Origin of the sequence: Bacillus sp. FJAT-47783 (assembly GCF_022808615.1) — a bacterium.
GTDB lineage: Bacteria > Bacillota > Bacilli > Bacillales > Aeribacillaceae > Bacillus_BZ.
Genome location: NZ_JAKZKS010000007.1, coordinates 119,870 through 137,821, shown reverse-complemented (window position 1 = coordinate 137,821; position 17,952 = coordinate 119,870). Strand labels below are relative to the sequence as shown.

At 36.0% G+C, this 17,952-nt stretch carries 21 protein-coding genes; 16 read left to right on the top strand and 5 right to left on the bottom strand.

Translation table 11 applies throughout. The annotated features are described in order from the left end of the window. Window positions 1-166: 166 nt before the first annotated feature. The 7 genes from MLD65_RS07625 to MLD65_RS07595 all read left to right on the top strand — a co-directional run bounded on the left by MLD65_RS07625 (window position 167) and on the right by MLD65_RS07595 (window position 6,635). Window positions 167-409, top strand: a complete 243-nt coding sequence (locus MLD65_RS07625) for a hypothetical protein (protein WP_243291268.1) — start codon at window positions 167-169, stop codon at window positions 407-409. Further along, the gene (locus tag MLD65_RS07620; protein WP_243291267.1) at window positions 396-671 is read left to right on the top strand and encodes a DUF1433 domain-containing protein; all 276 of its coding nucleotides are present in this window, start codon (window positions 396-398) and stop codon (window positions 669-671) included. The genes MLD65_RS07625 and MLD65_RS07620 overlap by 14 nt, the downstream gene beginning before the upstream one ends. Window positions 672-1,076: 405 nt before the next feature. After that, window positions 1,077-1,844 carry a hypothetical protein gene (locus MLD65_RS07615; RefSeq protein ID WP_243291266.1) on the top strand — a complete coding sequence of 256 codons (768 nt, stop codon included), beginning with the start codon at window positions 1,077-1,079 and terminating at the stop codon, window positions 1,842-1,844. A gap of 893 nt (window positions 1,845-2,737) precedes the next feature. Beyond that, a complete protein-coding gene (locus MLD65_RS07610) occupies window positions 2,738-3,727 on the top strand; it encodes a class I SAM-dependent methyltransferase (RefSeq protein WP_243291265.1) in 990 nt (329 codons plus the stop codon). Window positions 3,728-3,948: 221 nt separating this feature from the next. Continuing rightward, on the top strand, window positions 3,949-5,139 hold the full coding sequence (locus tag MLD65_RS07605) for an acetate kinase (RefSeq protein ID WP_243291264.1): 1,191 nt from the start codon (window positions 3,949-3,951) through the stop codon (window positions 5,137-5,139). Window positions 5,140-5,289: 150 nt separating this feature from the next. Continuing rightward, complete coding sequence (locus MLD65_RS07600) at window positions 5,290-6,126, top strand: EcsC family protein (protein WP_243291263.1); 837 nt, start codon at window positions 5,290-5,292, stop codon at window positions 6,124-6,126. 2 nt (window positions 6,127-6,128) lie between these two features. Further along, a complete protein-coding gene (locus MLD65_RS07595; protein WP_243291262.1) occupies window positions 6,129-6,635 on the top strand; it encodes a MogA/MoaB family molybdenum cofactor biosynthesis protein in 507 nt (168 codons plus the stop codon). 37 nt (window positions 6,636-6,672) lie between these two features. On the opposite strand, the gene MLD65_RS07590 is transcribed toward MLD65_RS07595, so the two are convergent. Beyond that, the gene (locus tag MLD65_RS07590) at window positions 6,673-6,954 is read right to left on the bottom strand and encodes a hypothetical protein (RefSeq protein ID WP_243291261.1); all 282 of its coding nucleotides are present in this window, start codon (window positions 6,952-6,954) and stop codon (window positions 6,673-6,675) included. A gap of 188 nt (window positions 6,955-7,142) precedes the next feature. On the opposite strand from MLD65_RS07590, the gene MLD65_RS07585 reads away from it, so the two are divergent. The 8 genes from MLD65_RS07585 to MLD65_RS07550 all read left to right on the top strand — a co-directional run bounded on the left by MLD65_RS07585 (window position 7,143) and on the right by MLD65_RS07550 (window position 15,101). Continuing rightward, window positions 7,143-8,348 carry an argininosuccinate synthase gene (locus MLD65_RS07585; RefSeq protein WP_243291260.1) on the top strand — a complete coding sequence of 402 codons (1,206 nt, stop codon included), beginning with the start codon at window positions 7,143-7,145 and terminating at the stop codon, window positions 8,346-8,348. Further along, window positions 8,345-9,721, top strand: a complete 1,377-nt coding sequence (gene argH, locus MLD65_RS07580) for an argininosuccinate lyase (RefSeq protein ID WP_243291259.1) — start codon at window positions 8,345-8,347, stop codon at window positions 9,719-9,721. Before MLD65_RS07585 ends, argH begins: the two co-directional genes overlap by 4 nt. Window positions 9,722-9,794: 73 nt before the next feature. Beyond that, window positions 9,795-9,950 carry a hypothetical protein gene (locus MLD65_RS07575; RefSeq protein ID WP_243291258.1) on the top strand — a complete coding sequence of 52 codons (156 nt, stop codon included), beginning with the start codon at window positions 9,795-9,797 and terminating at the stop codon, window positions 9,948-9,950. A gap of 308 nt (window positions 9,951-10,258) precedes the next feature. Next, on the top strand, window positions 10,259-11,020 hold the full coding sequence (locus MLD65_RS07570) for an SDR family oxidoreductase (RefSeq protein WP_243291257.1): 762 nt from the start codon (window positions 10,259-10,261) through the stop codon (window positions 11,018-11,020). 191 nt (window positions 11,021-11,211) lie between these two features. Beyond that, entirely contained in the window at window positions 11,212-12,333 is a 1,122-nt protein-coding gene (ald, locus tag MLD65_RS07565) for an alanine dehydrogenase (RefSeq protein WP_243291256.1), read from the top strand. A 244-nt stretch (window positions 12,334-12,577) separates the two neighbouring features. Continuing rightward, a complete protein-coding gene (locus MLD65_RS07560) occupies window positions 12,578-13,258 on the top strand; it encodes a metal-dependent hydrolase (protein WP_243291255.1) in 681 nt (226 codons plus the stop codon). Window positions 13,259-13,455: 197 nt separating this feature from the next. Continuing rightward, the gene (locus MLD65_RS07555) at window positions 13,456-13,695 is read left to right on the top strand and encodes a hypothetical protein (protein WP_243291254.1); all 240 of its coding nucleotides are present in this window, start codon (window positions 13,456-13,458) and stop codon (window positions 13,693-13,695) included. Window positions 13,696-13,781: 86 nt separating this feature from the next. Continuing rightward, window positions 13,782-15,101: a CBS domain-containing protein gene (locus MLD65_RS07550; protein WP_243291253.1), complete on the top strand. Its 1,320-nt coding sequence runs from the start codon at window positions 13,782-13,784 to the stop codon at window positions 15,099-15,101. A gap of 95 nt (window positions 15,102-15,196) precedes the next feature. On the opposite strand, the gene MLD65_RS07545 is transcribed toward MLD65_RS07550, so the two are convergent. Then, entirely contained in the window at window positions 15,197-15,496 is a 300-nt protein-coding gene (locus MLD65_RS07545; protein ID WP_243291252.1) for a YtpI family protein, read from the bottom strand. A 129-nt stretch (window positions 15,497-15,625) separates the two neighbouring features. Here MLD65_RS07545 and MLD65_RS07540 point away from each other — a divergent pair, with 129 nt between their 5' ends. Continuing rightward, the gene (locus MLD65_RS07540) at window positions 15,626-16,564 is read left to right on the top strand and encodes a DHH family phosphoesterase (RefSeq protein ID WP_243291251.1); all 939 of its coding nucleotides are present in this window, start codon (window positions 15,626-15,628) and stop codon (window positions 16,562-16,564) included. A gap of 152 nt (window positions 16,565-16,716) precedes the next feature. Here the strand turns inward: MLD65_RS07540 and MLD65_RS07535 are convergent, their stop codons facing one another. The 3 genes from MLD65_RS07535 to ytrH all read right to left on the bottom strand — a co-directional run bounded on the left by MLD65_RS07535 (window position 16,717) and on the right by ytrH (window position 17,883). Further along, the gene (locus tag MLD65_RS07535) at window positions 16,717-16,911 is read right to left on the bottom strand and encodes a YtzJ family protein (protein ID WP_243291250.1); all 195 of its coding nucleotides are present in this window, start codon (window positions 16,909-16,911) and stop codon (window positions 16,717-16,719) included. Window positions 16,912-17,047: 136 nt separating this feature from the next. Beyond that, a complete protein-coding gene (gene ytrI, locus MLD65_RS07530) occupies window positions 17,048-17,551 on the bottom strand; it encodes a sporulation membrane protein YtrI (RefSeq protein ID WP_243291249.1) in 504 nt (167 codons plus the stop codon). Continuing rightward, window positions 17,548-17,883, bottom strand: coding sequence for a sporulation membrane protein YtrH (ytrH, locus tag MLD65_RS07525; protein WP_243291280.1), 336 nt, complete (start codon window positions 17,881-17,883; stop codon window positions 17,548-17,550). Before ytrH ends, ytrI begins: the two co-directional genes overlap by 4 nt. Window positions 17,884-17,952 lie beyond the last annotated feature (69 nt).

The following is a 17,952-nucleotide window of genomic DNA, read 5'->3' as shown; positions in this document are numbered from 1 at the left end:
GGTTTATTTGTCGTTCCCGTAAACTCAGTAAATGATTGTTCTTTATGAGAAATTAAAACAGCAACACTACATATAAAAAAATCCATTAAAATGAATAAAGATAACCATCATGTCACGGATTCAGGTTATATTAATAACTGCACTTCTTCTTTTGGAAGGTTGTCAAATGGATAATCAAGAAAAGAAAGAAATAAAAGAAAAAGCTACTGAGGTTGCTGTGGATTATTTTAAAAAAGAAAAAGACTTAGAAATTAAAGTCTATGATGTAGAGTTGCAATCAACATTAGGTGCTGGTGCGATTATCGTATATGCGGAAGTTATTGGTGAGGATAAGGAAGTATATGCAACCATTCGTTATGATGATTATGAGGTACTGTCAAATGGTGAGTTGGAAGTTGATGCCAAATAAAAAATTATCCATAACAATTAGTCTGCTGTTCTGTTTGTTGTTAACGGGTTGTCAAATGAGTGAGGAAGAACAAATGTTAAAAAAAGCGGAGGAGGTCGCAATTGAGTATTTTCAGGATGTAGAGGGAGTAGAAATAGTGGTTACGAAATCTGAAATTTCGTCTTCCATAGCGCCACACGTGATTTTTGTTGATGGGTATATCAAAGGTGACAAAACAAAAGAGGTATCAGCAACAGTCGATTTTAAAGATAATATAAAATAACAGCAACCGGTAGTTCCGGATATTAAGTGAGTTTGATTGTTTAAAGATAGAGATGGTAGAAAAGCAAGAGGAATAAATATTTTAATCCTCTTGCTTTTCCATTTGCTCAATATCTTTTCTGGCACCTTCACATAAAAACCTCTGACACTGTGGTGCCCCTATATTGCTAGGAGTGAGTTTATGTATACACCAACACGTTTTCACAAATTGTACATTCGCGCCTATTGTCGTCATCGTCTTCGAAAATTAGTCTAGTTTATATTAAGATGGTTGGAACAAAAGTGGTGTTAATGTCGTCGTTAGTAATGGGAGTGGTTATTGAATATTATTTAATACTTATTTTTAGTCTTTAAATGCCACTGTTATTCAACAAAACAATAACATTACTAGGAGGAGAATTAATAAATGAAAAAAATTTCAATTGCACTTTGCTTATTATTATTTCTATCAGCAACAATACCTTTTTATGCGAATGCTCAAAGTAATGAAAATTTCAATATAAATGAAGGTGAAATGAAATTTATTGTTGATTCTTCAGAGCTTTCCATTTACCAATATAAAGAAGACGGTATTCTATACGAAACTCATGAAACTATAAAAAAAGTTGATGGTAAAGACGTAATAAATGTAAAAGTTTATGAAATTGATGGAGAAAACAAGGTATTAATAGATGAAGGAACTACTTTTGTTTCTGAAGTAGCACCTGACATGATAGAAGTAGAATCAGAAGAAGGAGGAAAGGTTCTTATTGATACTGGTAGTAATTTGGTAACCAATAATGCTAAGAATGTTTCTCTTAGATCTGCCTCTTATGGTGGCTCTTACATTGCAGATGTTAGATATAGAATATCTTCTGATGGATCGGCACAAGCTATTATGAATGGGCAAAAACCTTATTATAAGAATACTAGAAAGAATAACACTCATTTTATTAGATTCCAAGGTCATGCCGATGGATTAAGAAGTAAAGAACGTGATTTAGTTACTCTTGGGGTTGCAAGTTTTGCGGATGATATAATCAAAGCACTAAGAGCCGGTAATGTATTAAGCTGGTCATTAATAAAAAAAGTTGTTGGAACTGCTGTTAAGGTGGGCCCATTTGGTGCTGCTTTAACATTATATTATTATGGGAAAGAATGGTTGGGAGCCAGAGACGATTATAGAAAAATCTAATTTTATAAAGAGGATACCCACGTTATTGATATCCTCTTTAATCTAAATGAAGGTGGTATTTTTGAATTATATCTTATTATGCTTACTTATTCTTTTTGTTAGCATTTTTATTGTTGAATTGCCAATATTTTTACTTAAGATAAAAAAGACGAAAACTATGAACGTGTTATCTTATTTAATTATGGCATCAATATCTTTTGTTATTGGTCAATATCTTTTTAGTGATTATAGAGACTTTACAAGAGTTTTATCTTTAGCGTTTATTGCGATAGGGTTTTTATCCATTTTTAAGAAAAGTGATAAGTGAGTTTTCAGTAACTAACATTCTGCACCTGGACATCAAAAGGTGTGTTTTAAAAAATTTTGTTGTTTGACTTTTATAAATTCTACTTTATTCGTTCTAGTTCGTTCTTATTCGGCATTCTCAGCTCGACCATTGAATAACATAAGGGTTGAAGGAACTAACAACGAAGATTAAAAGAAAGAGAGAGGGAGCAAACTAGCTTCCAAGAACAATGGCTCAAGTAAAAAGAAGCAATGTTCGAATCAGAGGGTTAATACGCTTTGCGATATTAATAGCACAACGTTAAAAAGAACCGATTATTGTGTCGGTTCTTTTTTATGCTTCGTTTTACCCCTCGCTTTGCTCATTAAATCTTGTTTCAATAATCTAGGACACAAGATTTTGTTTTGCACCTTGTATAAAAAGAGGCATAAACATTTATTTCCTGAAATGATGTACTCTTCTTCCAAAAAACTGCGGTATTATACCGGTTAGAGTGGTATTAATAAAATTTATTCTTCATAGCTACAATATTTCTCTTTTTCTTGATACTTTTCTAAATTACGACTAAAATGTTAGGATGGAATCAAGAATGAAGGAGGTTTTTCGTATGAACGGTATGTCAAACGTCGAAAAACTGTTCACACTGATCAATGAAACAGCAGTTATCATTCAAAAGGAATTGGATTGTACATATATTGAAGCAGTTGCAGAAACAGGAGATAATTTATTCCACCAAGATGTTTTACAGCCAACGATTAGTGAACTCGGGCGTAAAAAGCTAACAGAAAAATTCGAGCATGTAGAAATCGAGGCTTTTTCAAAAGAAGAAATAAGAAAAGCTTATCAATTAGCTGTATTAAAAGGTTTAAAGGAAGCATCACATCCCAATCACCAAATGACACCTGATACGGTCGGTTTATTTTTAAGTTATTTAATTGGAAAGTTTCTAGATGGACAAAATCATTTCCGTCTTTTAGACCCTGCTGTTGGGGCTGGAAACTTATTAACGACCGTTCTTAATCAATTAAAAGGGAAAGACATTCAAGCCATTGGTGTTGATGTCGATGAACTATTGCTGAAACTTGCTTGCATTAGTGCCAACTTACAAGAGCACCCAATCGAATTTTTCCATCAAGATAGCTTACAGCCGCTTCTTGTTGACCCAGTAGATGTTTCGATTTGTGATTTACCTGTCGGATACTATCCGAATGATGCAGGTGCACAATCATTTCAAGTAAAAGCAGATAAAGGTCATTCGTATGCACACCATTTATTTATCGAGCAATGTATCAATTATACGAAGCCTGGAGGATATTTATTCTTTATTATTCCAAACAACTTATTTGAAACAGAAGAAGCACCAAAATTAAATGCGTATTTGAAAGAACAAGCCATTATCCAAGGTTTAATTCAATTGCCGCTATCGCTATTTAAAAAGGGTGACTTCGCGAAAAGTATCTTTATCTTACAAAAGAAAGCGGATCATGTAAAACAGCCAAAGCAAGCGCTACTTGCAGAGCTTCCGAAGTTTTCAAATCGAGAAGCGATGGCTTCTATTATGGCTGAAATGAATGAATGGTTTAGCGTAAATAAATAGTTTGAGAAAGGGAATCACGTTTTGTTGTGATTGCCTTTTTCTTTGTGGAAATGGGGGTAAATTCTGAAAAAATAAACTTTTTTGTGATAACGTTTTCAACTAATACTTCCACTTGAAATGTCTCATGTTGGGTGTTTAAATGAAAAAAGTGAAATATTATTATTCATTCATTGTATAAACTAATGATACGACTTTAGCGATATAAAAGGAGCGTTTACAATATGTCTAAAATTTTAGCAGTTAATGCAGGAAGTTCTTCTTTTAAATTCCAACTTTTTGAAATGCCAAGTGAAGAAGTAGTAACGAAAGGTCTTGTTGAGCGTATCGGATTAGATCATGCTATTTTTAATATAACAGTGAACGGCGAAAAAAGAAAAGAAGTGTTGGATATTCCGAACCATGCCGTTGCCGTACAACTGTTACTTAATAAATTAACGGAGTATAACATTATCCATTCTTTAGATGAAATTGAAGGAATCGGTCATCGTGTTGTCCACGGCGGTGAAGTATTTAATGATTCAGCACTTATCACAGAGGAAACATTACAACAGATTGAAGAATTATCAGATTTAGCTCCATTGCACAATCCAGCAAATATTGTCGGAATTAAAGCCTTTCAAAACGTTTTACCAAATGTACCGGCTGTGGCTGTATTTGACACAGCTTTCCATCAAACAATGCCTGAGGAATCATACCTTTACAGCTTACCATACGATTATTATGAAAAATACGGAATTCGTAAGTACGGCTTCCACGGTACGTCACATAAATATGTGACAGAACGTGCAGCAGAGATGTTAGGTCGTCCGCTTGAAGAGCTTCGTCTTATTTCTTGTCATTTAGGAAACGGTGCAAGTATTGCTGCTGTTGAAGGTGGAAAATCAATTGATACGTCAATGGGCTTCACTCCATTAGAAGGTGTCGCAATGGGAACACGTTCAGGTAGTATTGACCCAGCGTTAATACCTTACATTATGAATAAAACAGGTCAAAACGCAGCGGAAGTGTTGGATGTATTAAATAAAAAGAGTGGCTTACTTGGATTAACTGGTTTCTCTAGTGATTTACGCGATATTGAAGCGGCAGCTGAAGAAGGACAACACCGTGCGAAATTAGCATTAGAAGTGTTCGCAGATCGCATTCATAAATATATTGGTTCATATGCAGCTCGTATGTGTGGAGTAGATGCTATTATCTTTACAGCGGGAATTGGAGAAAATAGTGATGTTGTTCGTGAGCGTGTACTTCGTGGATTAGAGTTTATGGGTGTTTACTGGGATCCTGCTCTTAATAAGGTGCGCGGAAAAGAAGCGTTTATTAACTATCCACACTCACCAGTGAAAGTTTTAATTATTCCAACAAATGAAGAAGTAATGATTGCCCGCGACGTTGTTCGTATTTCAGGAAATTAATGAAAAAAAAGCAACTTTCTAAAAACGGAAAGTTGCTTTTTTCATTAATTTATTAAGTTGTGTACCCTTGTTATTTTGCTTCAGTAAAGGCGTGTTATAATAAAAGAAATAATTAGGCTTTTCATGAAGTCTGGAGGGGGAGTGCTCATCTTGCTCACGAATCGAGAAAAAGATCTCTATGATGAAATTTTAGTATGGGAACAGGATATTTCGCTTGATCATCGCTCGGATTTTAAACGGACGTACGATTATTGGCTGGAAAGAAAAATCGATCAACTACCCTTTTCGATTCGAAAAAATGTTTTCAGCAAATTGGACCAATTTCTTTTTTACTTCCATTCTATTATTCAAAATTCGGATTGGCAGTCAGAGTCAAGAAAAAGGTTATTAAATATGGCACGTTTGCTTGATGATTCGATTACTTCCATTCATGACTTAAAGCGATTAAAGATTGACCAAATTCGTTATTTAGCCGAAATGGAGGTCTCTAAGCATCGATTAACATCACTAGCTCAAGGGGCAGTAACGGGAACGGGTGGAATGTTCCTTCTAGGGATTGATTTACCAGCACAACTCGCTATTAATTTACGAGCTGTACAGATGATGGCGATGTGCTATGGAAATGAAGTGAATTCACCATATGAAATGATGCTCTCGCTAAAAGTGTTCCACGCTTCTCTTATGCCGGATTATTTGGCATATAAACAATGGGTCGTATTCAAAAAGGAGTTGTTCGAACATTCCGATAATCCTTACCTTTATAGTGGGAGTGAACAGTTTGCTTCGGAAAGCACGTTAAAACACATGACAGAACAAATTGGCAAATTGTTTTTTATTCAATTTTTTAAACGAAAAACAATTCAAACGATTCCATTTATAGGGATTGCTGTTGGAGCAAGTGTAAATTATAAACTGACGAAAAGATGTACAACATTTGCCCAAAATGTATATCAATATCGATTATTGCTTGAGCGGAAAGGAAAATGAACATGAGTGTTAATGAGCATAAACACGATGTACCTAAACATATACGCGTAAAGGTTATTACCATTAGTGATACGAGAACAGAAAGAACGGATCGAAGTGGGGAACGAATGATGGAAATGCTAAAAGCACATGGGCATATCGTTCAAAAATATGAAATTGTTAAAGATGAACCAACCCTTATTCGAAATGCTGTACTAAGGGGATGCGAGGACCCTGAAATTGATGTTGTGCTAACAAATGGAGGAACAGGAATTTCTAAACGAGATCAAACGATTGAAGCAATGCAAACCATTATAGAAAAAGAAATAACAGGTTTTGGTGAGCTTTTTCGTTATTTAAGCTACATAGAAGATATTGGTTCTGCTGCGATGTTAAGTAGAGCTATCGGCGGAATTGCTTTAGATACCGCTATCTTTTCTGTTCCGGGCTCAACAGGAGCCGTCAAGTTAGCGATGGAAAAATTGATTCTTCCAGAAATTGGGCATGTTGTAAAGGAAATTAGAAAATAAAAGAACGAACAATGCTGCTGTTCGTTCTTTTATTTTCTTACATCCGATACCAAATCCACAGTTCATTAATAATCGATGCAATTTCAGCTATTTCTGTATTTAATATACAAGAAGCCTCGAAGTTTTCTTCTTCATTTAATTGTGCTTGTTTTTTGTTAATCTCTCTTTCAAGCTCTTTAATCCGATCAGGTATTTTTCCTCTAATTTGTTCCCAATGAAGCAAAATTTCCTCTTGCTCCTTTTTATCATATTGCTCAAATGACTTATGAACATTGGGTACTTTTATACGCAATCGTTCATCCAATACAAAAAAATTCATGAAATAATTCCCCCGTGAATGGATTAACTTATACCGTCATTTTACACGAGGGTATACAGATTATCTATAAACATTAAAAATAACGGTTGAAAAAATTACTTAAAGCTGATAAATTAGTTATAAATTAATTGTATTTTTATAAAATAAAACTAATAAATATACATTCATTACTTGAGAGGAGAATAAATATGTCAAATCAAAAAGTTGTATTAGCGTATTCCGGAGGTTTAGATACTTCCGTTGCTGTAAAATGGTTGCAAGAAAAAGGATACGATGTTATTGCGGTATGTTTAGATGTTGGAGAAGGAAAGGATTTGCAATTTATAAAAGAGAAAGCGTTAAAAGTAGGAGCTGTTCAATCTTACGTTATTGATGCGAAAAAAGAATATGCGGAAGAATATGCATTAATGGCACTACAAGCTCACACTTTATATGAGGGCAAATATCCACTCGTTTCGGCTTTATCACGTCCATTAATTGCAAAAAAATTAGTTGAAATTGCTGAAACAACAGGAGCAGTAGCAGTAGCACATGGCTGTACTGGAAAAGGAAACGATCAAGTACGTTTTGAAGTATCGATTCATGCGTTAAATCCAGAGTTAAAGGTTTTAGCACCGGTAAGAGAATGGAAATGGTCACGTGAAGAAGAAATTGAGTATGCAAAGAGTCATGACATTCCAATTCCAATCAACTTAGACAGCCCATATTCCATTGACCAAAACTTATGGGGAAGAAGTAACGAGTGCGGTGTTCTCGAAGATCCATGGGCGGCTCCACCAGAAGATGCTTATGAATTAACGGCACCGATTGAGCTTACACCAGATACACCAGAAATGATTGAAATTGATTTTCATGAAGGTGTTCCTGTTTCATTAAATGGAGAAGCTCTACCTTTACACGAATTAATTTTACAATTAAATTCGATTGCTGGAAAACATGGGGTAGGACGTATCGATCACGTAGAGAACCGTCTTGTTGGCATTAAATCGCGTGAAGTGTACGAATGCCCAGCAGCAATGACATTAATTAAGGCACATAAAGAATTAGAAGATTTAACATTAGTTAAAGAAGTGGCTCATTTTAAGCCAATGATTGAACAAAAAATGGCAGAATTAATATATAACGGTTTATGGTTCTCGCCATTAAAGCAAGCGTTAGAGGCTTTCTTAAAAGAAACACAAAAACATGTAACAGGTACAGTACGTGTAAAACTGTTTAAAGGTCATGCAATTGTAGAAGGAAGAAAGTCTGAGTACTCCTTATATGATGAGAAGCTGGCAACGTATACATCAGACGATTCATTTGATCATGATTCGGCAGTAGGATTCATCTCATTATGGGGACTACCGACAAAAGTGAACAGCATTGTTAAAAATAAGAAGGTGGAGGTATGAATAAGCTCTGGGGCGGGCGTTTTCAAAAATCGCCCGAAAAATGGGTGGATGAATTTAACGCCTCCATTACGTTCGACCAGCTTTTAGTGGAAGAAGATATTGAAGGTAGTTTAGCACATGTAGAAATGTTGAAAAAAACGGCCATTCTAGAGGAGGCGGAAGCAGAAGCCATCAAAACAGGTCTTGAAACATTAAAGCAAAAGGCGCAAGATGGTGAATTATCGTTTTCTGTTCAATACGAAGATATTCATTTGAATATTGAAAAACTATTAATTGATGAAATTGGTCCTGTCGGAGGAAAGCTTCATACTGGCAGAAGCCGAAATGATCAAGTTGCTACAGATATGCATTTGTATTTGCGTAATCATGTAGAAATGATTGTTCAGCAAATTGAGGAGTTACAATCAGTCCTCGTAGAAAAAGCTGAACAACATATTGAAACAATCATACCTGGATATACGCACTTACAGCGTGCACAGCCAGTGTCTTTTGCTCATCATCTATTGGCATACTTTTGGATGCTGGGGAGAGATAAAGAACGTTTTTCTGAGTCGTTAAAACGTATAAATGTGTGTCCGCTCGGTAGTGCAGCACTAGCTGGAACAACTTTTCCGATTGATCGAAAATATACAGCCGAACTGCTCGGATTTGACAAAATATATCCAAATAGTTTAGATGCGGTTAGTGATCGCGATTTTATCGTTGAATTTTTAAATAACAGTTCACTCGTTATGGTTCATTTATCGAGATTTTGTGAGGAGCTTATTTTATGGTGTTCTCAAGAATTTCAATTTGTTGAGATGGATGATGCTTATTCAACAGGCAGCAGCATTATGCCGCAAAAGAAAAACCCGGATATGGCTGAATTGATTCGCGGGAAGTCAGGTCGCGTATTCGGAAACTTAATGTCGTTACTTACAGTCTTAAAAGGCTTGCCTCTTGCCTACAATAAAGACCTTCAAGAAGACAAAGAAGGAATGTTCGATACGGTAAAGACAATCGAAGGCTGTTTGAAAATTATGACAGGAATGATTAAAACGTTAAAAGTGAAAAAGGATCGTATGGAACAATCCGTGAATGAAGATTTTTCTAATGCAACGGAGCTTGCTGACTACTTAGCAAAAAAAGGGTTACCTTTCCGAGAAGCTCATGAAGTTGTAGGAAAACTTGTTTATATGTGTATTGAAAAAGGTATTTATTTAAAAGATGTGCCAATGGAGCAATTCCAACAGGCACATCCATTATTTGAAAGTGACGTTTACGATGTATTAAATCCATATAATGCCGTGAATAAACGAAATAGTGAGGGTGGTACTGGCTTTTTGGAAGTACAAAAGCAGCTCGAATTAGCAAAATCTTATATCAACAAGTAAAGTATGCATATCGTTCCGGTTTTATCGAAAAATAAAGGTGTTCAAAAATAGTTTCAATGAGGAGTTGAGCACAATGAGGAAAAATCGTGAACGCGAAGCGTCGGAAAATTTATTTCAAGAAGAATCAGGAACAATGGAAACGATTCAGCAAATTACCAATGCCTATGAAAGTGGAGTTGTAGGCGAACAACCAGAAAAGGTGTTTATGGAAGACGAGGAAAATAAATAAAATAAAAACCGGAACGTAATGGCGTTCCGGTTTTTGTTATGAGATCAGAATTTATATCTTGTTAGGTTAATGGATTCATCAAAGTCTAGCGTCAAAAACGTGACACTGCAAAAGCAAGAAGAGCTTTTTCATCGTAAGAACATTTTGTCTGAGGCTGAGAATGACGCTTGCGCTTTTCTTGTGTAAAAGAAAGATGGACATATGGAAAGAAAAGAGTACAAAACTTTCCAAATAAATGAATTTTCACTTTATTTATTGTAAAATAAAAAGAGTAAGTCCAATCTGTTTATTTGCAGGGAGGAGTCAGTGTGCGCCACGCAATTATTACGGCTGGTACGAAAGGATTGGGGAAAAAAGTAACGGAATCATTTTTGCAAAATGGTTATCGTGTGACGATTTTATTTCGAAGCGATGACAAAAAAGTTGATGAATTGCTACATACATATCAACATCTGAAAGATAGAATGTTGTTTGTTCGAGGTGATGTAACGAATAAAGAGGACCTTAACCGTCTCGTTCACGAAAGCTACGAGCGATTCGGTCGGATTGACTGTTTAATTAATAACGCTGGTCCTTATATTTTTGAACGAAAAAAATTAGTTGATTATACGGAGAATGAATGGTACGAGATGGTGGAAGGAAATTTAAGTTCCGTCTTTCACTTATTAAAAAAAGTTATACCGATTATGAGAAAACAGCAGTACGGAAGAATTATTACTTATGGCTTTCAAGGAGCTAATGGCGCTCCTGGATGGCTGCATCGATCCGCTTTTGGAGCTGCAAAAGTGGGGCTCGTTTCGTTAACAAAGACGATTGCAATCGAAGAAGCTGAAAATGGTATTACAGCAAATATGGTTTGCCCAGGTAATATTACAGGTGAAATGAAAGAAGCGTCCATTCATTATGCAAAACAAAACATAGACAAAGACACGCCAATAGGACGATCAGGAACAGGAGAAGATATTGCGAGAATTATTTCTTTTTTATGTGAAGAGAACTCTGACTTTATTACAGGAGCAATTATAGAAGCAACAGGCGGAGCGAATGTTATTCATCGTTTTCAACCATAACCCCTTCGATCATTTACGGTAAGTGACAAAGAAGAATAAAATGATAGATTTCCTATTAATGATAACGCTTTCAATAGGGGATATGATCATTTTTCTTTATTCATGAGGAAATATCGTTGCATATAAAAATACAGTATTGCCTATTCAACTATTGGAAATGATAGGAATATGAATGTAGTGGAGGGATATAGATGAAAATAGGTGTGCCAAAGGAAATTAAAAATAATGAAAACCGTGTAGCGATGACCCCAGCTGGTGTTGTCAATTTGAGAAATGCGGGCCATGAAGTGTTTATTGAAAAAGGAGCGGGAATTGGTTCAGGATTTTTGGACGACCAATATGTACAAGCAGGAGCGGAAATAGTCGGGACGGCTGAGGAAGCTTGGTCAATGGAAATGGTCATGAAGGTGAAAGAGCCTTTGGAAGAGGAGTACAAATATTTCCGAGAAGGGCTCCTATTATTTACGTATTTACATTTAGCAGCTGAGCCTGAATTAACGAAAGCATTAATTGATCATAAAGTCGTAGGTATTGCTTATGAAACGGTTCAACTTCCAAACGGTTCTTTACCGCTTTTAACGCCGATGAGTGAAGTAGCAGGAAGAATGTCGACGCAGATCGGTGCTCAGTTTTTAGAAAAAACAAAAGGTGGAAAAGGGATTTTATTAGGCGGTGTACCAGGTGTGAGAAGGGGAAAAGTTGCCATCATTGGCGGTGGTGTTGCGGGGACGAATGCAGCGAAAATTGCCATCGGCTTTGGAGCGGACGTTACGATTCTCGATGTGAATCCTGATCGACTCAGACAACTAGATGATATTTTTAAACAAGATGTTCATACATTAATGTCGAATCCATATAACATTATGGAAGCGGTACGAGATTCTGATTTAGTTATTGGCGCTGTACTTATTCCTGGAGCAAAGGCACCGAAATTAGTGACGAAAGAAATGATTGAATCGATGGGTGAAGGTTCGGTCGTTGTTGATATTGCTATCGATCAAGGGGGCATATTTGAAACGACGGATCGAATTACGACACATGATAACCCAACATATGAAAAGTTCGGTGTACTCCATTATGCAGTGGCTAATATGCCAGGGGCCGTACCGAGAACATCTACTATTGCGTTAACCAATGTAACCGTACCCTATGCGATTCAAATTGCAAATAAAGGATATGTTCAAGCTGCATTGGAAAATGAACCATTGCAAAAAGGGATTAATACGTTAGACGGTTATGTCACATATAAAGCGGTAGCCGAAGCGCATGGATTATCGTATATGTCAGCTCATGAATTACTTAATCAAGCGTAATGAAACTAGACGGGTCTGTCCGAAAAGTAGTATTTACGCACCGAAATCTAAAAAGGTAGACCCAAAGTATGTTGAGTTTACATCATTCTTTGGGTCTTAATTTTGGAGTGATTTATCTTAGACCGCCTCATTTCGTCATTAAAAAAGAAATCTTTTTGGAAGAAAAAATTTCCTTGAAGTATCGATAGAAAAGGTTCGGATCATGTACAATAAAAGAAAATGAAAAAAGGGGATGAATATACATATGAAAGTATCGTATCACGGGCATTCAGTTGTCCAAATCGAAACGAATGGAAAAAAAGTAATCATTGATCCATTTATTAGTGGAAATGAAACGACAGATTTAAATGTAGAGGAAGTAAAAGTGGACGTAATTCTTTTAACACATGGGCATAACGATCATGTTGGAGATACAGTCAAAATTGCTAAACAAAATGATGCACTTGTTGTCGCCCCATTTGAACTTGCCTCTTATTTAGGGACAAAAGGTATAAACACACACCCGATGCATATTGGTGGTGCTCATACGTTTGAGTTTGGAAAAGTTAAACTCACACAAGCCTTCCACGGGTCAAGCTTTACTGATGAAGATGGCCAAATCATTTATACAGGCATGCCATCAGGGATTTTATTTACATCAGAAGGAAAAACCGTTTATCATGCAGGGGATACCGCGCTATTTTCTGACATGAAAATGATTGGCGAACGCCATGACATTGATGTAGCCTTTTTACCAATTGGCGATAATTTTACAATGGGGCCGGAAGATGCATTAGCAGCGGCTGAGTGGTTACATGCTCGTAAAGTGGTTCCGATTCATTACAACACGTTTCCAGTAATCGAACAAAATCCAAACGAATTTGTGAACGAACTGCCTGAAGGTGTTGGCGTCGCATTATCAGCAGGACAAGCAATTGAACTATAAGTTAATTCATTTATTGGGGGCATCCTTGATGCCTCTTTTTGTCGTATCTGATCAAGTTTTCAGTAATAAATGGAATCTTCTTTGTCCAGCTCCAATTGGAACGCCTTGTGCTTTTATTCTTTAACTGGCATGTATACAAATTTTAAGCATAAAAAATTAATAAAGGAAATAAAAAAGGACAAAGAGGTGATAACAAGTTGAAAAACCTTCTTTATACGATCATAGGAATCGGTCTTTTGTTTTTTAGTCTTCCTTATTTATCTGTTACACAATCAGTAGAACAGATGATCTTTTCATTGGCTTGGCTTTTTTTTGCATTAAGTTCAATTGGTGGGAATTTGTATGCCTATTTACATCATGAAAAAAAGAGGGGTTCCTCATCAAAAGCTCATACTGTTACTCGGACATATAAACGTCAAACAATGGGTTCACGTTGATATAACGCCTATTCACCTATATAATGAAAAGTGTTAGAAGATTTTGCACACTTTTTTAAACGACAGATTCATAAAGGGTGAAAAACTTGGCGACAAAGCATGAGCAAATTTTACAATACATCGATTCACTTCCAGTAGGGGAAAAAATATCCGTACGACAAATCGCTAAAGTTATGAATGTTAGTGAAGGAACGGCCTATCGAGCGATTAAAGATGCTGAAAACAAAGGGTATGTATCGACGATTGAACGTGTTGGTACGATCCGAATCGAGCAGAAGAAAAAAGAAAATATAGAAAAATTAACATACGCAGAAGTTGTTAACATTGTGGATGGACAAGTTTTAGGAGGAAAAGCAGGTTTACACAAAACATTAAATAAATTTGTCATTGGTGCGATGAAGCTCGATGCGATGATGCGCTATACAGGTGCAGGAAACTTGTTGATTGTTGGAAATCGAACAAGAGCTCAGCAAGCGGCATTAGAAGCAGGCGCGGCTGTATTAGTTACCGGTGGATTCGATACAGAAGATGAAAATAAAAAATTAGCAGATGAACTAGAGTTACCGATTATTTCTACAAGCTATGACACATTTACTGTTGCAACGATGATTAATCGAGCTATTTACGACCAATTAATTAAAAAGGAAATTGTCCTTGTAGAAGACATCTTAACACCAATAAGCAATACAGTTTCTTTAAAGCCGGATGATGTTATCGAAACATGGTATGAATTGAACCGTAGCACAGGACACGGGCGATTTCCAGTAATAGATGAGCAGTTGAAGGTTGTCGGTATCGTCACATCAAAAGATATCATGGGGCATGAAAAAGACAATCTCATTGAAAGAGTGATGACAAAAAACCCAATTACGGTTTCTGGGAAAACATCCGTTGCCTCGGTTGGACAAATGATGGTATGGGAAGGGATTGAAATGTTACCTGTTGTCGATTCTCAAGGAAGAATTGAAGGGATTATTAGCCGTCAAGACGTTTTAAAGGCACTTCAATCCATTCAACGACAACCGCATACAGGTGAAAAAATTGATGACCTTATTACGAGACAAATTGTCAATTTATCAGATGATGCGAGAGAGACGAATATTTACCGTTGTGAAGTTACACCGCAGATGACGAATCAATACGGTACGATTTCATACGGTGCGTTTACAACATTAGTAACTGAAGTAGCCAATTACCATTTACGCATTCAAAAAAAAGGAGAGCTTGTAGTTGAGAATATGACGATCTACTTCTTAAAGCCTGTCCAAATGGAAAGCATTATTGAAGTTCATCCAAAAATATTGGACGTAGGCCGGAAATTTGGGAAAATTGATGTTGAAGTATTCCAAGGTGGTACCATTGTTGGAAAGGCTATGTTGATGGTTCAATTAATAGACAGGCATTAATACTTGCTTTTTAGCAATGTACAAACTAAAAACTTTATGAGGGCATTTAAACGAAAGGACAGCAATACTTTTCCTTCGCTGTCCTTTAACAAATATTACTTCGATTCCTTCGCTTCTTGAACAGCTAGAGGAAGGAAATGCTTATAAGCTCGATATCCTGCCCAAGCGCTACCTGCTCCGATGAGAATAAAGGTGATTCCGACAACAGTGGCAACAGTAGATCGAAATAAAAAGAGTTGATTTAGCCCGAAAAAGAAAACGAATGAACCAAGTGCGATACTTGATTTTGAAGAGATCCACTGTTTTTCCATTGGACGTTTTGTTCGGAAAAATTTTATTTTATAAAATACATAAAAAGATAAAGAAACAACAATAAGAATAACAAATATTTCCATATTCCTACCTCCACATATAAACTCCAATATTATTGTATAGCTTATAAAAAGAAATTGCCAACAACACTTCATTTCGTTAGACAATTTATGGTTTAATTAAGAAAAAGTAACGATTTAAAGGAGAAGGTTATGAAAAAAGACATTTTAGAAAAAATTCAACAATACGATACGATCATCATTCATCGCCACGTTCGTCCAGATCCAGATGCATATGGCTCACAATGTGGTTTAGCTGAGTTATTAAAGGCGTCATTTCCTAATAAACAAATTTTTGTAGTGGGAGAAGATGAACCTTCACTACAATTTATGTACAAAATGGACCAAATTGATGATGAAGTATATGAAGGAGCTCTCGTCATTGTTTGTGATACGGCCAACGAGGAACGTATATGCGATAAGCGATATAAAAAAGGAGCGGAATTAATAAAAATTGACCATCATCCAAATGAGGATCTTTATGGTGACGTATTGTGGGTGAGTACAAGTGCAAGCTCAACGAGTGAAATGATTTATGAACTCTACCTATTTGGGAAAGAAGAAGGGTTAACGATGACCTCAGAAGCTGCCCGTCTTATTTATGCTGGAATTGTTGGGGATACAGGAAGGTTTCTATTCCCAAGTACAACGAAGAAAACATTTAAATATGCAAGCGAATTAATTGAATATGATTTTTCTTACACAAATATGTATGACGAAATGTATAAAATGAAACGAACAGTAGCGAAACTAAATGGATATGTTCTTCAAAACTTTACTTTACATGATTCGGGAGCGGCTTATATAAAAATAACAAAAGAATTGCTTACTAAGTTTTCAGTCTTGCCGTCAGAAGCATCACAACTCGTTGGAACATTAGGGAATATTGAAGGGGTAAAAGCTTGGATCTTTTTCGTTGAAGAAGAAGACCAGATTCGTGTTCGACTTCGTTCAAAAGGGCCGATCATTAATGAGTTAGCAAAGAAGTTCCGTGGTGGAGGACATCCAATGGCATCAGGTGCGACCATTTATCATTGGGATGAGATGGATGAGGTTATTCAAGAATTAGATAAGCTATGTTCTGAAGCATAAAAAAAGGGGCACTTTGCCCTCTTTTTTATGCTGTTTGTATGAAGCATTCATATTCATTTAAAATGAATCGGTTTTTTTAGAAATAGACAGTGGGTCTTTGAATTTTTGTAGTGGAAGTAAGGCGATGATGGTGAATAGTGAGGGTCCCTATCCTACTGCTGTTCTTCACGAACAGGTATGAACCAAGAACCGAATTCAGTAACATCTTCATATACTTGTAAATTTTGTTCTTCAAGTTCTTTTTTGATTAAATTTACTAAATCAGCAGATTCAGCAAAAGCAGAAACCCCATTTCGGATGCGCTCGACTTTTTCTTTTGCCATTTGCTTATGATTAATAATTAACATAATACATTTTCCTCCTTTCACTTGATCCTATATTTCTACCTCTATTGTATCCAAAAATGAGATGAAATGCGATAAAATTAGAAAATTTTCAAAAAACTTTCACGTTTAACGAGATTTTTTTTGAAAATATTCAAGCTCAGCGTACTTTTATAATCTCCACTTCAATAATAATTGTAGTTGAGAGGACGAGTTGTGTTACTTTTGCTCTGAACTTTCGATCTTCCACTGGAAATTCTTCATTTTCCACCGCTTTTGTAATTAAATACCTTGTGTTAATGACGCTCTCAATATCTTTTCCTTTTAAATCAGACAAATCTTCTTCAATATGTCTTTTTATGGAGTATTCCATAAATTTATCCAAATTATAACGTTTACCGTTTTGAATATTAATTTTTATACTTTGAACGGTTAATAATTCCTCATTTTTATCATTCAATTTTTGTACATCGTTTTTCCAAATATCAATTTCCTTATTTAGTTCTTTAATTGTTTCTCTTTGTTTTGTAATGGTCTCAATATATCGTTCTTGTAAAGATCCATAGGAATAGATGAAGAATCCCCAGCTAATTAGTGCGCCAAACACCATTCCAACAAAAAAACGTTGCCAAGATGGTTTTCGATAATACGGAGGAATTCTCATGATACATGCTCCTGAGTTAGCCATGAGATTAATAGCCAACCGGTTTGCGCTCCTCCCATCGCTGAAATAATAAGAAGAAACTGTTTGACAAAATCTTTTGTAGCACCTTGAAAGATTCCTTGTTCAAAGCTATAAAACGTATCGAACGTTCCGCCTATAGCTGCGACAAGTGCCCAAATCTTTAATTTGTCTGCTAATCGAAAAATTGATGTAAGGGGTGCATCCCCACCGAAGTAGGCTCCTAACCCACCAATGATTGCACCACCAAATAAAACACCGAACGCAATAAAATATACTTTAATAAAAGTTGTAATAAACGCCTCTGAGCTCATCATCCATCATCCTTTCCTTTTCATATATATGGACAATCAGTGGAAAGTATCACAATAGACTATATTCGA

Bases quoted from the DNA above. Each gene is read 5' to 3' on its own strand.
- MLD65_RS07545 (WP_243291252.1), bottom strand. From the start codon at position 15,496: ATGGAAATATTTGTTATTCTTATTGTTGTTTCTTTATCTTTTTATGTA.
- MLD65_RS07625 (WP_243291268.1), top strand. From the start codon at position 167: ATGGATAATCAAGAAAAGAAAGAAATAAAAGAAAAAGCTACTGAGGTT.
- ytrI (WP_243291249.1), bottom strand. From the start codon at position 17,551: ATGAGAATTCCTCCGTATTATCGAAAACCATCTTGGCAACGTTTTTTT.
- MLD65_RS07615 (WP_243291266.1), top strand. From the start codon at position 1,077: ATGAAAAAAATTTCAATTGCACTTTGCTTATTATTATTTCTATCAGCA.
- MLD65_RS07590 (WP_243291261.1), bottom strand. From the start codon at position 6,954: ATGAATTTTTTTGTATTGGATGAACGATTGCGTATAAAAGTACCCAAT.
- MLD65_RS07605 (WP_243291264.1), top strand. From the start codon at position 3,949: ATGTCTAAAATTTTAGCAGTTAATGCAGGAAGTTCTTCTTTTAAATTC.
- MLD65_RS07595 (WP_243291262.1), top strand. From the start codon at position 6,129: ATGAGTGTTAATGAGCATAAACACGATGTACCTAAACATATACGCGTA.
- MLD65_RS07610 (WP_243291265.1), top strand. From the start codon at position 2,738: ATGAACGGTATGTCAAACGTCGAAAAACTGTTCACACTGATCAATGAA.
- MLD65_RS07575 (WP_243291258.1), top strand. From the start codon at position 9,795: ATGAGGAAAAATCGTGAACGCGAAGCGTCGGAAAATTTATTTCAAGAA.
- MLD65_RS07560 (WP_243291255.1), top strand. From the start codon at position 12,578: ATGAAAGTATCGTATCACGGGCATTCAGTTGTCCAAATCGAAACGAAT.
- ald (WP_243291256.1), top strand. From the start codon at position 11,212: ATGAAAATAGGTGTGCCAAAGGAAATTAAAAATAATGAAAACCGTGTA.
- MLD65_RS07540 (WP_243291251.1), top strand. From the start codon at position 15,626: ATGAAAAAAGACATTTTAGAAAAAATTCAACAATACGATACGATCATC.
- argH (WP_243291259.1), top strand. From the start codon at position 8,345: ATGAATAAGCTCTGGGGCGGGCGTTTTCAAAAATCGCCCGAAAAATGG.
- MLD65_RS07535 (WP_243291250.1), bottom strand. From the start codon at position 16,911: ATGTTAATTATTAATCATAAGCAAATGGCAAAAGAAAAAGTCGAGCGC.
- ytrH (WP_243291280.1), bottom strand. From the start codon at position 17,883: ATGAGCTCAGAGGCGTTTATTACAACTTTTATTAAAGTATATTTTATT.
- MLD65_RS07585 (WP_243291260.1), top strand. From the start codon at position 7,143: ATGTCAAATCAAAAAGTTGTATTAGCGTATTCCGGAGGTTTAGATACT.